General features: G+C 72.9%; 14 protein-coding genes and 1 pseudogene. 5 read left to right on the forward strand and 10 right to left on the reverse strand.

Features of this window, described 5'->3' with window-relative positions:
* Positions 1-119 precede the first annotated feature (119 nt).
* Positions 120-866, forward strand: a complete 747-nt coding sequence (locus tag ACGFQC_RS22335; protein WP_363086641.1) for a DUF6227 family protein — start codon at positions 120-122, stop codon at positions 864-866.
* A 59-nt stretch (positions 867-925) separates the two neighbouring features.
* Here ACGFQC_RS22335 and ACGFQC_RS22340 read toward each other — a convergent pair whose 3' ends face one another.
* The 5 genes from ACGFQC_RS22340 to ACGFQC_RS22360 form a co-directional block, all read right to left on the reverse strand.
* Entirely contained in the window at positions 926-1,309 is a 384-nt protein-coding gene (locus ACGFQC_RS22340) for a hypothetical protein (RefSeq protein ID WP_363086642.1), read from the reverse strand.
* 107 nt (positions 1,310-1,416) lie between these two features.
* Complete coding sequence (locus ACGFQC_RS22345; protein WP_363086643.1) at positions 1,417-3,555, reverse strand: fructose-specific PTS transporter subunit EIIC; 2,139 nt, start codon at positions 3,553-3,555, stop codon at positions 1,417-1,419.
* Between the two features lie 499 nt (positions 3,556-4,054).
* The gene (gene pfkB, locus ACGFQC_RS22350; RefSeq protein WP_363086644.1) at positions 4,055-5,002 is read right to left on the reverse strand and encodes a 1-phosphofructokinase; all 948 of its coding nucleotides are present in this window, start codon (positions 5,000-5,002) and stop codon (positions 4,055-4,057) included.
* Complete coding sequence (locus tag ACGFQC_RS22355) at positions 4,999-5,760, reverse strand: DeoR/GlpR family DNA-binding transcription regulator (protein ID WP_363086645.1); 762 nt, start codon at positions 5,758-5,760, stop codon at positions 4,999-5,001. Before ACGFQC_RS22355 ends, pfkB begins: the two co-directional genes overlap by 4 nt.
* Positions 5,761-6,118: 358 nt before the next feature.
* Positions 6,119-7,681, reverse strand: a complete 1,563-nt coding sequence (locus ACGFQC_RS22360) for an MFS transporter (protein WP_393288546.1) — start codon at positions 7,679-7,681, stop codon at positions 6,119-6,121.
* A 61-nt stretch (positions 7,682-7,742) separates the two neighbouring features.
* Here ACGFQC_RS22360 and ACGFQC_RS22365 point away from each other — a divergent pair, with 61 nt between their 5' ends.
* Entirely contained in the window at positions 7,743-8,732 is a 990-nt protein-coding gene (locus ACGFQC_RS22365) for a YafY family protein (RefSeq protein ID WP_363086646.1), read from the forward strand.
* A gap of 556 nt (positions 8,733-9,288) precedes the next feature.
* Here the strand turns inward: ACGFQC_RS22365 and ACGFQC_RS22370 are convergent.
* Together ACGFQC_RS22370 and ACGFQC_RS22375 are read right to left on the reverse strand one after the other, a co-directional pair.
* A pseudogene (locus ACGFQC_RS22370) lies at positions 9,289-9,717 on the reverse strand (TetR/AcrR family transcriptional regulator); the annotation flags it as partial.
* 787 nt (positions 9,718-10,504) lie between these two features.
* Positions 10,505-11,500 (reverse strand): sigma-70 family RNA polymerase sigma factor, encoded by a 996-nt coding sequence (locus ACGFQC_RS22375; RefSeq protein WP_363086647.1) that lies wholly within the window; start codon positions 11,498-11,500, stop codon positions 10,505-10,507.
* Positions 11,501-11,704: 204 nt separating this feature from the next.
* On the opposite strand from ACGFQC_RS22375, the gene ACGFQC_RS22380 reads away from it, so the two are divergent.
* Complete coding sequence (locus ACGFQC_RS22380) at positions 11,705-12,223, forward strand: N-acetyltransferase family protein (RefSeq protein ID WP_363086648.1); 519 nt, start codon at positions 11,705-11,707, stop codon at positions 12,221-12,223.
* Positions 12,224-12,371: 148 nt separating this feature from the next.
* Here ACGFQC_RS22380 and ACGFQC_RS22385 read toward each other — a convergent pair whose 3' ends face one another.
* Positions 12,372-13,181: a class III extradiol ring-cleavage dioxygenase gene (locus tag ACGFQC_RS22385; protein WP_363086649.1), complete on the reverse strand. Its 810-nt coding sequence runs from the start codon at positions 13,179-13,181 to the stop codon at positions 12,372-12,374.
* A gap of 138 nt (positions 13,182-13,319) precedes the next feature.
* Between ACGFQC_RS22385 and ACGFQC_RS22390 the strand changes: the two genes are divergently transcribed.
* The gene (locus tag ACGFQC_RS22390) at positions 13,320-13,829 is read left to right on the forward strand and encodes a MarR family transcriptional regulator (protein ID WP_363086650.1); all 510 of its coding nucleotides are present in this window, start codon (positions 13,320-13,322) and stop codon (positions 13,827-13,829) included.
* Between the two features lie 62 nt (positions 13,830-13,891).
* Here ACGFQC_RS22390 and ACGFQC_RS22395 read toward each other — a convergent pair whose 3' ends face one another.
* On the reverse strand, positions 13,892-15,427 hold the full coding sequence (locus ACGFQC_RS22395) for an MFS transporter (RefSeq protein ID WP_363086651.1): 1,536 nt from the start codon (positions 15,425-15,427) through the stop codon (positions 13,892-13,894).
* A gap of 298 nt (positions 15,428-15,725) precedes the next feature.
* Entirely contained in the window at positions 15,726-16,373 is a 648-nt protein-coding gene (locus ACGFQC_RS22400; RefSeq protein WP_363086919.1) for a helix-turn-helix domain-containing protein, read from the reverse strand.
* A gap of 465 nt (positions 16,374-16,838) precedes the next feature.
* On the opposite strand from ACGFQC_RS22400, the gene ACGFQC_RS22405 reads away from it, so the two are divergent.
* Entirely contained in the window at positions 16,839-18,167 is a 1,329-nt protein-coding gene (locus ACGFQC_RS22405) for a M6 family metalloprotease domain-containing protein (RefSeq protein WP_363086652.1), read from the forward strand.
* Positions 18,168-18,437 lie beyond the last annotated feature (270 nt).

Here is an 18,437-nt window from a genome sequence, read left to right on the forward strand (position 1 = left end):
TTCTCGCGCGGCTTTCGCGTTTTCCCGGCGTACGTTTTCTCGGTTCCCGGACATGATGTCCGACCGAGGGGCTACGGTATGCACCCACAAGGTGACATGCAGCAACGCCGGGAGAAACCTTGAGCGTTCCGTACGAGACGGCAGCGCACGAAGCAGCCGAGTCGCCCGAGACTCCGGAGGAGCACCTCGCGCGGCTCCTCGGTCGCGCCCTGAACTCGTTCGAACTGCCCGACGAGTGCGTCAGACGGCTGGACTGCGCCCTGGCGCACGACAGCTCGTTGCACTCCGCGCACCACAGTGCGGGTCTGCACCGGGAGACGTACCGGCACACCTGGCTGCTGTCGGACGGCTCCGCGCTCACCCTGTGGGAGCTGGTGCACAACCCCACCCCCGGCAGCGAACCGCAGCACGAGGTGTACGTCGACGAGGAGGAGCTGCGGGCCGCCACGACCCGGCTGCCGCTCCCGGCGGACGCGCCGGACTTCGAACTGCCGGTACTGGTCCAGCTGGCGCCGGTCCCCGCCCCCCGGCACGTGTACGTGCCGGACGACTCGGCCGATCACGCGCGCCGGCTGCTGCGCCGCGCGGAGAACGCGGACCGGCCGGGCGCCGACACGGCCGCGCTGCTGCGGTCGGCCTTCGCACACCAGATCACCCAGGCGTTCGGCCGGCCCTGCCGTGCGGGGCGCATCGGCCTCGGTTTCGCGCTGTACGAGCACGCGTTCCTGCTCCGTGACGGCCGGGAGGTCTCCCTCTGGGAGGTCGAGCACACGGCCACACCCGACGGGCGGCACATGTGCGAGGTGTATCCCACCGAGGAAGCGGCCCGCGAGGCGATGGAGCGGCGGGCGGCACAGGTCTCCTGAGCCGGGCCGGCCCCACCGGCCCGCGGCGCCCCGCCCGGAGCACCGGGCCGGGCTTCCCCTCAGCGGTCGCCGCTGAGCCGGCGGACCAGGCCTTCGAAGGCGGCCCGCTCCGCCGGGGTCAGTTCGACGGCCTCCCGGTGCGGTCCGGCCTGCCCCTGGGGCGGGACGGCGGGGAGGGTCCGCTGGTCCGACGAGCGGGGCGGACCGGCGGGGTCCGGACGGCGCAGGCCCCTGTCCGGGCGTATCGCGTCGGAACCGGGGCGCGTCGCGCCCAGGGCCGGGCGCCGCGTGCGCCGTGCGCCGGCGCGGAAGCCCCAGGCGCCCTCGCCCGGACGACCGCGGCGCAGCAGGACGGTCACCGCGACCAGCCAGGCGACTCCCGCCACGGCGAGGGCGACGGCCGCCGCGCCCGTCGGGTGGGGGATCGAGAGGAACTCAGGCATACCGACCAGTAGACACCGCGCACGTCACGGTCCGGGACTTTCGTCCCGGACCGTGACGTATCTCGCAGGTGGGTGCAGGTCGCCCGAAGGCCCCCTGCGGTGCGGGGTTACGCCGCCACCGGCTGCTTCCGCCCCGCCGCCGTGGCGGCCGCGCCGTTCTCCGTGCCGGGGGCGGCGGCCCCGGTGACCGGCTTGCGCAGGCCCTTGAGGACGACGACCAGGGCCGCCGTGACGCACACCCCGGCCGCGATGGCGACCAGGTAGAGGAACGGGTTGCCGATCAGCGGGACCACGAAGATGCCGCCGTGCGGGGCGCGCAGGGTCGCGCCGAACGCCATCGACAGGGCGCCGGTGATCGCGCCGCCCACCATCGAGGCGGGGATCACGCGCAGCGGGTCGGCCGCGGCGAACGGGATCGCGCCCTCGGAGATGAAGGAGGCGCCCAGGACCCAGGCGGCCTTGCCGTTCTCGCGTTCCGTCCGGGTGAACAGCTTGCCCCGGACGGTCGTGGCCAGGGCCATCGCCAGCGGCGGGACCATGCCGGCCGCCATGACCGCGGCCATGACCTTCATCGCGGAGTCGCTCGGGTCGGCGACGGCGATGCCGGCGGTGGCGAAGGCGTAGGCGACCTTGTTGACCGGACCGCCGAGGTCGAAGCACATCATCAGGCCGAGCAGGGCGCCGAGGAGGACGGCGTTGGTGCCGGTGAGACCGTTCAGCCAGTCGGTCATGCCCTTCTGGGCCTCGGCGATGGGCTTGCCGATGACCACGAACATCAGGAACCCGACGACCGCCGAGGAGATCAGCGGGATCACCACCACCGGCATGATGCCGCGCAGCGCCGCCGGGATCCGGACCTTCTGGATCGCCATCACCACGCCACCGGCGATCAGGCCGGCCGCCAGACCGCCGAGGAAGCCCGCGTTGACGGTCAGCGAGATCGCGCCGCCGACGAAGCCCGGCACCAGACCGGGCCGGTCCGCCATGCCGTAGGCGATGTAACCGGCCAGGACCGGGACGAGGAAGCCGAAGGCGACGGCGCCGATCTGGAAGAGCAGGGCGCCCCAGCTGTCCGCCTGGGTCCAGACGAAGTGCTCCATGACCGACGGCGCCTTGTTGATCTCGTAGCCGCCGATCGCGAAGCCGAGGGCGATCAGGAGACCGCCCGCGGCAACGAACGGGACCATGTAACTCACGCCGGACATCAGCCACTTGCGGAGCTTGGTGCCGTAGCCCTCGGTGGAGTCACCGGCGCGTTCGACCGGTGTGCCGGGGGCGGACCCGGAGGTGACCTCGCCGCGCTCCGCCTTGCCCCGCACCTCGGTGATCAGCTCGGCGGGCCGGTTGATGCCCGCCTTCACGCCGACGTCCACGGTGGGCTTGCCCGCGAAGCGGTCCTTGTCGCGCACGGGGACGTCGTGGGCGAAGATCACGCCGTCCGCGGCGGCGATGACGGCCGGGTCGAGGCGGGTGAAACCGGCCGATCCCTGCGTCTCGACGACCAGTTCGACGCCCGCCGCACGTCCGGCGTTCTCCAGGGACTCGGCCGCCATGTAGGTGTGGGCGATACCGGTCGGGCAGGAGGTGACCGCGACGATGCGGAAGGGGGCGGCGTCCGGTGCGGACGCGGCGGGGGCCGGGGCGGACGGGGCCGGAGCCGGGGCGGACGGGGCCGGAGCCGGAGCCGGGGCGGACGGGGTGCCGGTGGGTGCCGTGTCAGCCGCTGTGGCGTCGGCGGAGGCCGCCGCCGACGCCACAGCGGTGTCCTTGGGGGCGCTCGCGCCCTCCGCGGCTGCCCGGCCCGGCTCCTCCCCCCGGATGAGTGCCGCCGCGGCCGCCGCGGCCCGCACCGACCGCAGCGCGGAGGTGAAGTCGGCGTTCATCAGCTGACGGGCCAGTGACGACAGGATCGTCAGGTGGGCGTCGTCGGCTCCCGCGGGAGCGGCGATCAGGAAGATCAGGTCGGCCGGGCCGTCCGGGGCGCCGAAGTCGATGCCGGCGGCGCTGCGCCCGAAGGCGAGCGTCGGCTCGGTGACGTGGGCGCTGCGGCAGTGCGGGATGCCGATGCCGCCGTCGAGGCCGGTGGGCATCTGGGCCTCACGGGCGGCGACGTCGGCGAGGAAGCCCTCCAGGTCGGTCACCCGGCCCTGGGCCACCATGCGCTCGGCGAGGGACCGCGCCGCTGCTTCCTTGGTGTCGGCGGACAGGTCGAGGTCGACCAGTTCCGCGGTGATCATCTCGCTCATCGCGGGCTCCTTCGCTCGCGTATCGCCCGGGGGGTGTGCTGGGCGCAAAAGGGGACGGGGGTGCGGTGGGGGGAGGTGAGGCGTACGGAGACGGGGCCGGGGAAGCCCCGCTTCCGCTGGGCGGCAGGCCGGTCAGGGTCCTGCGCGCCCGGGTCGGCGGGGCGGCTCGGGACGCCCCGCCGCCCGTGCTGGGCGGCGAGTAAGGGGGAACCCCGCCGCACCCCTACCGCTGTTCGAGCCGGTGCGGGCGCCGGTGTCGGGGCCTTCGTCCGGGCCCCGGCCCTCGCCCCCGTACGGGTCCCGGTGCGGAACTCCGTACGGGCCGCCGGTGCGGACGGGACCGGTGGCGTGGCCGCCTGGCACGGCCCCGGTTGGACGGCCGTGGCGGGCGCGGAGTGGACGGCCGTGGCGGGCGCGGAGTGGACGGCCGTGGCGGGCCTCGCTCGAAGAGCCACGACGGGGGCCGGACAAAAGCCCGTGCCGGGCGCCGGGTCGGGGGTCATGACACGGGCTCCTTCAGTTCGCGGTCCACCGGTACGTCCGAGGTGACCGTCACCGCCGCCGGGTCCAGGTCGGCCGGGGTCGGCATCACGCTGCCGGGCAGCTGGACGGCGGCCGCGCCGTGCGCGACGGCGGAGGCGAGCGCCTGCGGGCCGCTGCCGCCGGCGATAAGGAACCCGGCGAGGGAGGAGTCCCCCGCCCCCACGTTGCTGCGGACGGCGTCGACGCGCGCGGTGGCGAACCAGGTGCCCGTGTCCTCCACGAGCAGTTGCCCGTCGGCGCCCAGGCTCGCGAGCACGGCGTGCGCGCCCATCTCGCGCAGTTCCTCCGCCGCCTTCACCGCGTCGCCCACGGTCGCCAGGGGGCGTCCGACGGCCTCGGCGAGCTCCTCGGCGTTCGGCTTCACCACGTCGGGCCGCTCGCGCAGCGCCTCCAGCAGCGCGCGCCCCGAGGTGTCCAGCGCGATCCGCGCGCCCCCGGCGTGCGCCCGCGCGACCACCTCGGCGTACCAGGAGGGCGCGAGCCCGCGGGGCAGGCTGCCGCAGCAGGCGATCCAGTCGGCGTCGCGGGACTGCCCGCGCACGGTCTCCAGAAGGAGTTCCTGCTCCGCCGGGGAGAGTTCCGGACCCGGCGCGTTGATCTTCGTCAGCACGCCGTCGGACTCCGCGAGGGCGATGTTCGAGCGGGTGGCCCCGGCGACCGGGACCGGCGCGACCTCGATGCCCTGCGCGTCGAGCAGGTCGGCGACGAGCGCGCCCGGCGCACCGCCCAGGGGCAGTACGGCGACCGTGCGCCGTCCGGCGGCGGCGACGGCGCGGGAGACGTTCACGCCCTTGCCGCCGGGATCCATGCGCTCACCGGTGGCGCGGATGACCTCGCCGCGGTCGAGGGAGGGGACCTCGTAGGTGCGGTCGAGGGACGGGTTCGGGGTGACGGTGAGGATCATGCGCGTACTACTTCCGTGCCGCCGCGCTCGATGGCGGCCGCGTCGTCGGGGCTGAGCCCGCTGTCGGTGATCAGCAGGTCCACGTCGCCCAGGCCGCCGAAGCGGGCGAAGTGCTCCTGCCCGTGCTTGGAGGAGTCGGCGAGCAGCACGACCCGGCGGGCCGCGGCCATCGCCGTCCGCTTCACCGCCGCCTCGGCGAGGTCGGGGGTGGTGAGTCCGTGCTCGGCGGAGAACCCGTTCGCAGCGACGAACAGGACGTCGGCGCGGATCTCGCCGTACGCGCGCAGCGCCCAGGCGTCCACGGCGGCGCGCGTACGGTGCCGTACGCGCCCCCCGATCAGATGGAGCTGCATGCCGGGGTGGTCGGCGAGGCGGGCCGCGATCGGCAGGGAGTGCGTGACCACCGTGAGGGAGGCCTCCAGCGGGAGGGCGGCGGCCAGGCGGGCGACCGTCGTACCGGCGTCGAGGATCATCGTGCCCTCGGCCGGGAGCTCGGTCAGGGCGGCCTTGGCGATGCGGTCCTTCTCGTCGGCGGAGGTGGACTCGCGTTCGGCGAGGTCCGGCTCGAAGTCGAGGCGTCCGACCGGTATGGCACCGCCGTGCACGCGGCGGACGAGCCCGGCGCGGTCGAGGGCCTTCAGATCGCGGCGGATGGTCTCCGCCGTGACCTGGAACTCCTCGGCCAGCGACAGGACGTCCACCCGGCCGCCGTCACGGGCGAGCCGCAGGATCTCCTGCTGCCGCTCCGGTGCGTACATGTCCGTTCGCCTCCGACCGCTCCCGGGTTCATGCCCGAATTTGTGGTTTCACCCGGAGGCTACGCCCAGATTTCCGGAAAGTAAACAGATTCGGATGCCATTCGGGCATGAACGGACTTCCGGTGTCGCCCGATCACGCCCCGGGTGCACCCGCGTGAGCTCACCTGCACCCGCGGGCGCCCGCAGGCACCAGCGCGCGCTCACTCACCTGCACCCGCGGGCGCCCGGACACGAGCGAAGGGCCCGGCACCCTCACGGGTGCCAGGCCCTTCCCGGCCGGCCGGGTCCCGCCCCGGCCGGTTCCGGTACCGTCCCGACCGTTCCGGTACCGTCCCGGCCGTTCCGGACCCTCCGCCCCTCAGGACACGAGTTCCGGCTCCTTCCCGGTCACCGGCAGCCCCGTCTCCCCCGCGCCCTCCACGTGCTGGGCGGGCCGCTTCGGCAGGGCGAACATCAGCAGGAAGATCACGCCCATCACGGCGGCCACCCAGCCCAGCGCGTACCGGAAGGCGGCCACGAACTCCGGGCCGATGTCGGCGGGGGCCAGCCGGTCGCCGATCCGGCCGAAGAAGACGACGGACACCAGGCCGAGGCCGAGCGCGTTGCCCATCTGCTGCACGGTGTTGATCAGGCCGGACGCCGACCCGGCGTGCTCGCGCGGCACTTCGGACAGCACCGCGTCGGTCAGCGGGGCGACGATCAGCCCCATGCCGGCGCCCATCACCGTGAGCGGGAGGATCATCTGCCACGGGGCGATGCCGAGGCCGTGGCGCCCGGACTCCCACAGGTAGAGGAGCACGCCCGCCCCCATGGTCAGCGCGCCCGCCTGGAGCACCTTGCGGCCGAAGCGGGGGACCAGCTTCTGCACGGAGAGACCGGCGGCCGTCGACACCGCGAGGGAGAACGGGATGCCCGTCAGACCGGCGCGCAGTTCGCTCCAGCCGAGGCCGATCTGGAGGTACAGCGTCCAGACCAGGAAGAAGATGCCGAGGCTGACGCCGAAGACCGTCTGCACGGCGATGCCGGCGGCGAAGCTCTTGACCCGGAAGAGGGACAGCTCGATCAGCGGCGAGCCGTCCCGCGCGCCCTTGCGCCGCTCGTACGCCACCAGCGCGCCGAAGACGACGAACGCGCCGGCCATCGACAGGTGCCCCCACAGCGGCCAGCCCAGCTCACGGCCGCGGGTCAGCGGGTAGAGCAGCATCAGCAGACCGAGCGTCACCAGCGCGACGCCGACCAGGTCGAGCTTGAGCGCCTTCGGCGCCCGCGACTCGGTGATGAAGCGACCGCCCAGGATCAGGGCCGCGACGCCGACCGGCAGGTTGATGAGGAAGATCGGCCGCCACTCCAGTCCGAACAGGTTCCACTCCGTCAGTAGTGCGCCCAGCAGCGGTCCGGAGACCGCGCCCAGGCCGACGATCGCCCCGAAGAGTCCGAAGACCTTGCCGCGTTCGTGCGCCGGGAAGGTGGCGTGCACGATCGACAGCACCTGCGGGACCATCAGCGCCGCCATGGCGCCCTGGAGGAGCCGGGAGGCGACGAGCATCTCCGGGTTCGCGGCGAAGCCGCACAGGGCGGAGGCGAGGGTGAAGCCGCCGATGCCGAGGAGGAACACCCGCTTGCGGCCGTGGATGTCGCCCAGGCGGCCGCCGGTGATGAGGCCGGCGGCGAAGGCGAGCGCGTAACCGGCGGTGATCCACTGGATCTGGCTGTCGGAGGCGCCCGCGTCGCGCTGCATGGACGGGATGGCGATGTTGACGATCGTGACGTCGACGAGGTCCATGAAGGCCGCGGTCATCACGATCGCCAGAGCGAACCACCGGCGGCGGTCGGCCACGTCCCCGGCCGCCCGGACATCGGCTCCTGCGGGGCGCTCGGCCGGGCCGGAACCGGCGGAGAACTTGGTCTCGTTGGAGGTCATGCGAGGACACTAGGGAGCCAGTAGGCCAGAACGTGTCCTAGTGGTACGGCATCCTCGACGCATGACGACGGACACCCCGGCTCGGCTGCTGCAACTCCTCTCCCTGCTCCAGACGCCCCGCGAATGGCCCGGCGGCGAACTCGCCGACCGGCTCCGGGTGTCCCGCCGCACGGTCCGGCGGGACATCGACCGGCTGCGGGAACTGGGCTACCCCGTCCAGGCGACCAAGGGCTCCGACGGCGGATACCGGCTGGTCGCGGGCAAGGCGATGCCCCCGCTCGTCCTCGACGACGAGGAGGCGGTGGCGATCGCGGTCGGCCTGCGGGCGGGTGCCGGACACGCGCTGGAGGGGGTGGACGAGGCGTCGGTGCGGGCCCTGGCGAAACTGGAGCAGGTACTGCCGGCCCGGCTGCGCCGCCGGGTCTCCACCCTCCAGGCCGCGACCACCCCGCTGACCAGCGGGGACGGGGCCAGCATCGCGCCCGAGACGCTGACCGTCATCGCCTCGGCGGTGGCCGGACACGAGCGGCTGCGGTTCGCCTACCGCGCGAAGGACGGCACCGGGTCGCGCCGCCTGACCGAGCCGTACCGCCTGGTCTCGACGGGCCGCCGCTGGTACCTCGTCGCCTACGACCTCGAACGCGACGACTGGCGCACCTTCCGCGTCGACCGGGTGGGCGAGCCCTTCGCCACGGGTACCCGGTTCGCCCCGCGCGAGGTACCGCAGGGGGACGCGGCGGAATACCTGCGCCGGTCGATCCAACGCCACGGGGAGACGTACGAGTTCGAGGTCACCTTCCAGGCCCCGGCGGAGACCGTCGCCGCACAGCTCCCGGCCTGGCTCGAACGCCCGGAGCCGACCCCCGGAGGCTGCCGCCTGCGGTCCGTCACCGGCGATCCCGTGGAATGGCTGGCGGTCCGCCTGGCCGTGCTGGGCCACGAGTTCACGGTCCACTCCCCGAGCGAACTGGTGCAGTGCGTGCAGGAGTTGGGGAGGCGGCTGGGGCGGGCGGGAGCGGGGGCCGGAACGCAGGCGGCAGCGGGGGCCTGAGCGCAACCGGCAGCGGGGGCCGGAGCGGAGGCGACCCTGGCGGCAGGGAACGCCCGTGGGGCCGCGGAACCCGGCACGGCCGCGGAACCCGGTGGGAACGGTCAGCCGGAGGTGCCGGTCAGCCGGAGGCGCCGGCGCCGCTCCCCCACTCCATCCCCCGCACCGCTTCCAGGTTCCGCAGGGCCAGTTCCGCCGGGCCCCGCGGACCGCTCGGGGAGCTGTCGGTCGCGGCCCAGCTCTCCACGGCGACACGGACCGCGGCACATGCGACCGCCGCGACGAAGCGACGGCGAGGGGCGGGCGCGGCCCGCCCGCTGGGCGCGGCCGACCCGGCGAACTCGGCGGGCTCGGCTCGCCCGGCGGGCTCGATCGGCTCGGCGGGCTCGATCGGCCCCGCAGGGTCCGTGGGCCCGGTGGGACCCACAGGCTGTGCGGGCGCGGCAGGCTCGTCCGACTCAGCGGACTCAGCTGGCTCAGCGGACTCGGCCGACCCGGCGCACGCGGCGGGCTCGGCGGGCTCGGCGGGCTCGGCGGGCTCGGCGGGCTCGGCGGGCTCGGCAACGTTGTCGAGCCCGGCCCCGTCCCCCGCGCCCCGCACCCTGAGCACCTCCTCCAGGGCGCCCTCCGAGGTGTGGCAGACCTCGGCCCAGACCTTGCCCAGGGCGGGGCTGGTCGAGGCGAGGCGGATGAGGGTGCGGACCCACTCCCAGGACGCCGCCGACACGCCGACGCCCGGCGTGAGGGTCTGCCGTACCGCGTGTTCCAGGGCCTCGGGCGTGGACAGGCGGGGCGGGGCCTCGCGCACCGCTTCCACCCAGCGCCGGGCGCCGGCCGCGTACAGCGGGGCGACCGCCTCTTCCTTGGTGGCGAAGTACCGGTAGAACGTGCGCGGTGCGACGCCGGCCGCCTGGGCGATGTCCTCGGCGCGGGTGGCCCTGAGCCCGCGCGCGGCGAAGAGGCGGGCGGCCGCTCGGGCGATCTCCATCCTGGTCGCCGCTTTGCGCCGCTCGGTGAGCGAAGCCGGGGCCGGTGGGGTGGCGGAGGAGGGAGGCGGTGCGGGGGTGGAGCTTGTCACATCGGCAGGCTATGCCCATGTGGCACAATCTGCCATCCAGGCGGGTCACCCCGGAGTTCAGGTACGGGGTGCCCCGCCCTTCAGCATGCCGGTACGTCCGCACGGCCGCGCCCCGGGTGGCCGCGTCGCTGCCGCGGCGGCCCTCCCCTCCCGTGTGCGGCCGCAATCCGAGGCCCGGTCCGGGACGTCAGGGTTCCCGCCCGTGCCCTGATTTCAGGGCTCCGCCAAAGGGGTCGGGCTCCGGCGCCGGGGGGGAGGCGCCGAAGCCCGACTCGGGAGAGTCCCGGCGCCGGGGGGGTGTGCGTCGGGACGTGGCTGGACGTGACTCAGTGGACGTCTCTCATGACGCCCATGTCGTTCACGAGAGGTCACCGGACACGGAAAACGAGAGGTTGCGCAGACGCCGTAGGGCTACGGGGTCCGGTGGGTCGGTCCGCACTTCTGCGCCCGAACTCCCGCGCCCAGAAGTCTTTTTCCCCGGCGCCACCGGTTGAAAGCGACCTTCTGCGCCATGTTTGCGCGTACTTCCGCCACCCGCGTACGCCCGTGGGCGGGCTGTGCACCTGTCGGTAGCACGCTCCGCCACCCGCCGGTAGCACGCTCCGCCACCCGCCGGTGGCACGCTCCGCACCCGCCGGGGCCCCGGCCCGGGACGAACACCGTCCCGGACGCGAACCCCCGCGGGTGCGGCGTCCCTCTAGGCCGCCGCCTCGAACCCGGTGTCCCGGGCCAGCTTCTTCAGTTCCAGCAGCGCGTGCTTCTCGATCTGACGGATCCGCTCGCGCGTCAGACCGTGCTCCTTGCCGACCTCGGTCAGCGTGCGCTCGCGGCCGTCCTCGATGCCGTACCGCATCTTGATGATGGAGGCCGTGCGCGGGTCGAGGCGGTCGATGAGGCCGTCCAGTTCCTCGCTGCGCAGCAGCGTGAGGACGGACTGCTCCGGCGAGACCGCCGAGGTGTCCTCGAGCAGGTCGCCGAACTGGGTCTCGCCCTGGTCGTCGACCGCCATGTTCAGCGAGACGGGGTCGCGCGCCCAGTCGAGCACGTCGGTGACGCGCTCCGGCGTGGAACCCAGCTCGGTGGCGATCTCCAGGGGCTCCGGGTCGCGGCCGTGCTCGCGGTTGAACTCCCGCTGTACGCGGCGGATACGGCCCAGCTCCTCCACCAGGTGGACGGGCAGCCTGATCGTGCGCGACTGGTCCGCTATGGACCGCGTGATGGCCTGGCGGATCCACCACGTGGCGTACGTGGAGAACTTGAAGCCCTTGCGGTAGTCGAACTTCTCGACCGCGCGCACCAGGCCGGCGTTGCCCTCCTGGACCAGGTCCAGCAGGGGCAGGCCGCTGCGCGGGTAGCGGCGGGCGACCGCGACGACCAGCCGGAGGTTGGAACGGATGAAGACGTCCTTGGCGCGCTCTCCCTCGGCGACGAGCGCCTCGAGCTCCTCACGGGAGGCGTCCGCCGTGGACTCCTCGTATCCGTCGAGGACCTGCCGCGCGAACACACCCGCCTCGATGATCTGCGACAGCTCGACTTCCTTGGCGGCGTCGAGCAGAGGCGTGCGCGCGATCTCGTCGAGGTACATGCCGACCAGATCGCGGTCGGCGATCTCTCCGCCGTGGACGCGAGCGCTGCTTGCCGCGCCGGTCTCGCCGGAGGCGGACTGACGACGGGCGACGGCACGGGTTGCCATGCGTGCTCCCTTGCGATGGTGGGGTCAGCGGGTGGTCCGTGGACACCGGTGCACCGACTCGGGTCCTCCCGGGACTCTCTCGGGACTCTCCTCGGGTGCCCTGCATCCGACGGATACAACGACTGGAATCAGGACAGAATTCCCCACCCGTCCCTCGATTTTTCTGATCATGCAGTACCCTGTCCGGCCCCAGGAGGAGGACGCATGTGGTCGGAACGTACAGAGGCGCAGGTCAGGCCGGGGATGGAGGAGGACCTCGAAGCCCTCACCGACCTCTACAACCACTACATACGTGAGACGCCGATCACATTCGACACCGTGGTTTTCACTCCGGAGGAGCGCCGCCCCTGGCTGCTCTCCCACCCTGAAGACGGCCCGTACCGGCTGATGGTTGCCACGGACCCGCACTCACAGGAAATTCTGGGGTACGCCACCTCCAGCCCCTTCCGCGCGAAGCCCGCCTACGCGACCTCCGTCGAGGTGACGGTCTACCTCCGCCCGGACGCGGGCGGCCGCGGCGTCGGCACGCTGCTGTACGAGGCGCTCTTCGAGGCCCTGTCCGGCGAGGACCTGCACCGGGCGTACGCGGGTGTCGCCCAGCCCAACGAAGCGTCCGTGCGGCTGCACGAACGCTTCGGTTTCCGGCACGTGGGCACCTACCGCGAGGTGGGCCGCAAGTTCGGCCGCTACTGGGACGTCGCCTGGTACGAGAAGCCCCTGTAGCCGACGGGGCGACCGGCGGGCAGACCGGTGGGTCGGCGGGCGGGCGGGTAGGCAGGCGAGCAGACAGGTCAGCGGATGGGCGGGGCGACGGACGGGCGGGCCGACGGACGGGCGGGCCGACGGACGGGCGGGCCGACGGGCGGGCGGGTCAGCCGAACTGCACCGACCGCTTCGCCAGCCCCAGCCAGAACCCGTCGATCACCGACTTCTGCGCGTCCAGTTCACCGAAGACCTCCGCGGTGCCCATGGTGACGAACAGCGGGGCGAAGTGCTCGGTGCGCGGGTGGGCGTACCGGCCCGCCGGGGCCTTGTGCAGGAAGTCCAGCAGGGCGTCCCAGTCACGGTTCTCCAGGGCGCGCCGCCCCCAGTCGTCGAACTCGGAGGACCAGGTGGGCACTCCCCCGCCGGTGTGCCGCAGCGCGGCCAGGTTGTGGGTGAAGAACCCGGAGCCGACGATGAGGACCCCCTCGTCGCGCAGGGGCGCGAGCCTGCGGCCGATCTCCATGAGCCTCACGGGGTCGAGGGTCGGCATGGAGATCTGCAGGACCGGGATGTCGGCGGCCGGGAACATCTCGACGAGCGGGACGTACGCGCCGTGGTCGAGGCCCCGGTCGGGGATGTCCTGCACGGGGGCGCCGGGGGCGCTCAGCAGCTTGCGCACGCTCTCGGCGAGCGCCGGCGCGCCCGGGGCGTCGTAGCGCACCTGGTAGTAGTGCTCGGGGAAGCCCCAGAAGTCGTAGACCAGGGGGACCGGTTCGACCGCGCCGAGGGCGAGGGGGGCCTCCTCCCAGTGGGCGGAGACCATGAGGATCGCCTTGGGGCGGGGCAGGCCGGCCGACCAGGCGGCGAGCTGGCCGGGCCAGACGGGGTCGTCCGCGAGGGGCGGGGCGCCGTGGCTGAGATACAGGGCGGGCATGCGCTCCCGCGGAACGGCACGCTCCTGGGTGGCGGCGGACATGGCGGCAACTCCCTCGGCGGCTCGGCGTGTGCGGACGGGACGGGCCCACATTTCCTTGAACTCTAAATTTCCCGTTCGTACGTAACTGTAGACCCCACTTGTTTAATTTTCAAGAATAGAGCCCGTAGAGTGGAACGCATGACGAAGGCAGCCGCACCCGCTCCCGAGCCGCAGTGGCTCACCGCAGAGGAGCAGCGCATCTGGCGCTCGTATCTGCACGCCACCACCCTCCTCGAGGACCACATGGACCGGCAGCTGCAACGCGACGCCGGGATGCCGCACGTCTACTACGGCCTCCTCGTCAAGCTCGCCGAGTCCCCCCACCACCGGCTGCGGATGACCGAACTCGCGAGGGACGCCAAGATCACCCGCTCCCGTCTCTCGCACGCCGTCGCGCGCCTGGAGAAGAACGGCTGGGTACGGCGCGAGGACTGCCCCTCCGACAAGCGCGGCCAGTTCGCGGTGCTGACCGACGAGGGCCTGGACGTCCTCGGGAGCGCGGCACCGGGCCACGTGGCCGCCGTACGCAACGCGCTCTTCGACCGGCTCACCCCGGAACAGCAGAAGTCCCTCGGCGAGATCATGCAGATCGTCGCCGAGGGACTCCAGCCGAACGAAGCGGGTGCCGACCTGCCCTGGCTGCGCTGAGGCCTGTCCGGCGGATCGTGCCGGACAGGCCCTGACCGCCGCGGCCGGGGCGGTACGTCAGGTCAGTGGGCGACCACCGGGACCGGGACGGCCTCCTCGGCGCCCTCGCCGGCGCCCGTGAACGCGCTCATGTCCGGCTTGCCGGCGTTGACGAAGGTCAGGGCGATCGTGGCGGCGACGACCAGGATGCCGACGGCGAACCAGATCGCGCTGGTGTAGCCGTTCACCAGGCCCTCCAGCTGGACCAGCTCCTGCTGGGAGCGGGTGCCCGCGTCGCCGATGTGGTCGGCGACGTACGAGGTCGTGGCCGAGGCGGCGATCGTGTTCAGCAGCGCCGTACCGATCGCGCCGCCCACCTGCTGCGAGGTGTTGACCATCGCGGAGGCGACACCGGAGTCCCGCGGCTCGACACCCTGGGTGGCCAGGGACATGGCCGGCATGAACGCCGTACCCATGCCGAGGCCGAGCAGCAGCATCGCCGGCAGCAGCAGGGCCGCGTACGAGGAGCCGATCTCCAGCTGGGTCAGCAGCAGCATGCCGAGTGCGGCGACCAGGAAGCCGGGGCCCATCAGCAGCCGGGGCGCGACCCGGGTCATCAGCCGGGTACCGATCTGGGTCGAGCCCGTGATCATGCCCACGATCATCGGGAGGAAGGCGAAACCGGTCTTGACCGGCGTGTATCCCTTCACGATCTGGAGGTAGTAGGTCAGGAAGAGGAACAGGCCGAACATCGCGATGATCGCGAGACCCAGCGAGAGGTAGATGCCGCCGCGGTTGCGGTCGGTGATCACGCGCAGCGGCAGCAGCGGGGAGGCGACCCGCGCCTCGACGGCCACGAAGGCCGCCAGCAGCACCACGGACGCGACGAACATGCCGATCGTCAGGGCGTCGCTCCAGCCCTCGGACTCGGCGCGGGTGAAGCCGTAGACCAGGGCCACCAGGCCGAGGGTCGACAGGACGACGCCCGGGACGTCCAGCGGGGAGCGGTTGCGGCCGCCCTCGGGCTCACGGATGACGAAGTAGGCACCGGCCGCGGCGACGACCGCGAACGGGATGTTCACGAAGAACGTCCAGCGCCAGTCCAGGTACTCGGTGAGGAAACCGCCGAGGATGAGGCCGACCGCGCCGCCGCCGCCCGCGATGGCGCCGTAGATGCCGAACGCCTTGGCGCGCTCCTTGGCGTCCGTGAACATCACGGCGAGCAGGGAGAGCGCGGCAGGCGCGAGCAGCGCGCCGAAGGCGCCCTGGAGCGCGCGGGAGCCGAACAGCATCGCCTCGTTGGTGGCCGCGCCACCGAGTGCCGAGGCGGCGGCGAAGCCCACCAGGCCGAGGACGAAGGTGCGCTTGCGGCCCCAGAGGTCGGCGATACGGCCGCCGAAGAGGAGGAGACCGCCGAAGGCGAGGGCGTAGGCCGTGACGACCCACTGGCGGTTGCCGTCGGAGATCCCGAGGTCCTGCTGGGCGGAGGGCAGCGCGATGTTCACGATGGTCGCGTCGAGGACGACCATCAGCTGGGCGAGCGCGATGAACACGAGCGCTCTCCAGCGGGCCGGGTCCGCGTGGCGGACGCCCGGAGCCGTGGTGGCTGTGTCAGACATGGAGGTACCCACTTCGGAACTTCGTGACGGAAAAGTCATGACTTGGTGAAAGAAAAAGGGCGGAGCGAGAGGGCGGCTCGTCGACGGCGACGGTCGCGGGAGGGATCGGTCGGCCGACGGCGCCGATCAGTCGGTCGGCGGCGGGCCGGTGGCCGTTTCCGGTGGCTCGGGATGGTTTCCGGTGGCTGGCAGTGGCTTGCGGTGGCTGGCAGTGGCTTGCTTGTGGTGGCTTGCTTGTGGTGACTCGCGGCGGCTTGCAGTTGCCTGCTTGCGGTAACTCGCGGTGGCTTGCGGTGACTCAGGCCTGGCGGAGGTCCTCCATGGTCACGGCCGTACCCGGCAGGACCGACCGGGCCGGGGCCCGCAGTCCGTCCAGGAACACCTGGAGATGGCGGTGGAGAAAGCGGTCGGCGTTGAGGCAGGCGGTGCCCGCCGGGGGCCGGCTGAGCTGGGCCACGGTGACCATCAGGTCACCGAAGCCGACGTCGTCGCGGAGCTGACCGGCCTGCCGGGCACGCTCCATGACCTCCTCGACGAGCCGCTCGACCCGCATGCGGGCAGCCAGGAGATCCGGGTGGTTCTCGTCGAACGTGCTGGCGATCATCGGGCACAGCGCGCTGACTCGTTCGTCGGCGGCCACGTGCACGAAGCGCTCCAGCGCGCCGAAGGCGTCGCCCGTCTCGGCGAGCGCCTGGGCGGCCGCCTGGGCGGTACGGTCCATGACGGAGCAGACGACCTCGCGGACGAGCGCCTGCCGGTCGGGGAAGTTGCGGTACACCGTGGCGTTGCCGACACCGGCCCGGCGGGCGATGTCGTCGAGCGGCACCTCGGGGCCGAGTTCGACGAACAGCTCGCGGGCGGCGGTGACGATCCGCTCCCGATTGCGCAGGGCGTCGGCGCGCGGCCGGGTCACCTTGCGCTGCGCGGGGGCGGTGGCGGTCTGCACGGCGTACTCCTCGGGTCGATGACGTGACGGGCAATGCCTGCCGGTACTGCTGTCGGTACCGCCGGCGCCGATGCCGCTGCCGGTACCGATGGTGCTGGTGCCACTGTCGGCACCGGTGCCGATGGTGCCGGTGGCGTTGATGGTGCCGGTGGTGCCGGTGGTGCCGATGACGCTGATGGTGCCGCTGACGCTGCGACGTACTGCTGATGCCGCCGCTGTCGCGCGATCCGGGGAAGCTCTCCCCGTTTCGGTCGGACACATGGCTAAACGGGGAGACGATCCCCGGTTATTTCCCGGATGCCGATTCTTTTCACGTGACCTGGGTCACAGACCCTCCTGCCTCCCGCCTACCCCCCGGTAACCCACGATCGGCCGCTTCAGCGCGCGCCGCCGACCGCTCCCGACAAGGGTGATCGAAAGGGTGCAGCCGGTGACCTGCGGCTGCCTGGCGCGAAGGGTTCCCGCATGCAGCCGCAGCCTGAGCGACCCGGGGCAGGCCGTCGCGGCACGCCTCAGGAGCCGCTCCGCCGACGCATACGCCGGCGGCGCACGGCCGGACTCGCCTGTGTGACCGCGCTGACCTTCGCGGTCAGCACCTCGGCCGGCACCGGTCCCCTCGCGCCGCGCCCGAGCCCGGCCGGCGCGGGTCCGATCTCGCTGGCCCGCACCCCCGCCCTCGCTCCCTGCCTGATCACCGCCGGATCCACCGTCCAGATGTCCGAGGGCGTCCCCACGACCGGCGGCTACGCCCGCGCCACGGGCACCGTCCGCGCCCTGACCCTCATGATCGACTTCTCGGACGCGCCCGGCCGCGGCAAGGCGCAGGACCGGTTCCGCGAGTTCTTCCCCCAGACCCAGGAGTGGTTCAGCACCGCGTCCTACGGCCGTCTCGACTACCGCGCCGAGACCCCCGTACCCGACTGGCTGCGCATGCCCAAGCCGTTCCGGTCGTACGGCATAGAGCGCGGCGCGCCCTTCGATCCCGGCTACCGCGAGCTGGTCCAGGACATCGTGGCCGCCGCCGACCCGACCGTCGACTTCCGGGCGTACGACTTCCTGAACGTGCTGGTCACCCCGAACGCGGGCCCCTCCGCGCTGGACACCGTCCTGTCGGTGACGTTCGCCGGCAATCACGAGGCCCCGGTCGCCGACGGCGTCCCCGTCGCGAACGCGTCCTTCGTCTACTCGCGCCAGGACGACGGCTCCGGCTCCTACGACCGCACCGGCTACCGCGTCCTGCCGCACGAGAACGGCCACGTCTTCGGCCTGCCCGACCTCTACACCCAGGAGGGCGGCGGCGCGGTCGGCCACTGGGACATCATGAGCGAGGACTGGGGCGCCAACAACGACTTCCTGGGCTGGCACAAATGGAAGCTGGGCTGGCTGGACGCCGACCAGATCGGCTGCGCGTCCGCCCCCGGCACCAGGGAGTACGCACTCACCCCCCTCTCCGAACGGGGCGGCCCCAAACTGGTCTTCGTCCCGCTCAACAGCCGCGCCGGGTACGCCGTCGAACTGCGCACCCGCGGCGGCAACGACGAGGCCGTGTGCCGCCCCGGCGTCCTCGTCTACCGGGTCGACGCAAACATCGACACCGGCATGGGCCCGGTCACGGTCCACGACTCCCAGCGCGACAGCGGCGGCTGCACCCGCAGCCCGAACGTCCACGCCGAGCTGTCCGACGCGCCGCTCGTGCCGGGCGAGACGTTCAAGGACACGGAGAGAGGGGTGCGCGTCTCCGTGGTGGCGGCGGACCTGGAGGGGACGTACCGGGTGCGGATCACCCGCAAGTAGCCGGCCGGAGGACGTGTGACCGGCCTTCGCCTGCTGCAGGGCGTGCGACAGGCCTTCCGCCGGCTGCAGGGCCTGTGACCGGCCTTCGCCGACCGCCGGGCGCCGGGCGCCGGGCGCCGGGCGTGCCGGTGGAGGCCGGTGTCCCGGACGCCGGGTGTGCCGGGGCGCGGCTAGCGTAGGCGACCTGCCGCGACCGCCGTACCCACGACGGTCGTGGGTACGACCGTCGCACCATCCACCGCCCCGCCCGCGACCGCCGTACCCGCCACC

It is taken from the genome of Streptomyces sp. NPDC048734 (assembly GCF_043198675.1).
GTDB lineage: Bacteria > Actinomycetota > Actinomycetes > Streptomycetales > Streptomycetaceae > Streptomyces.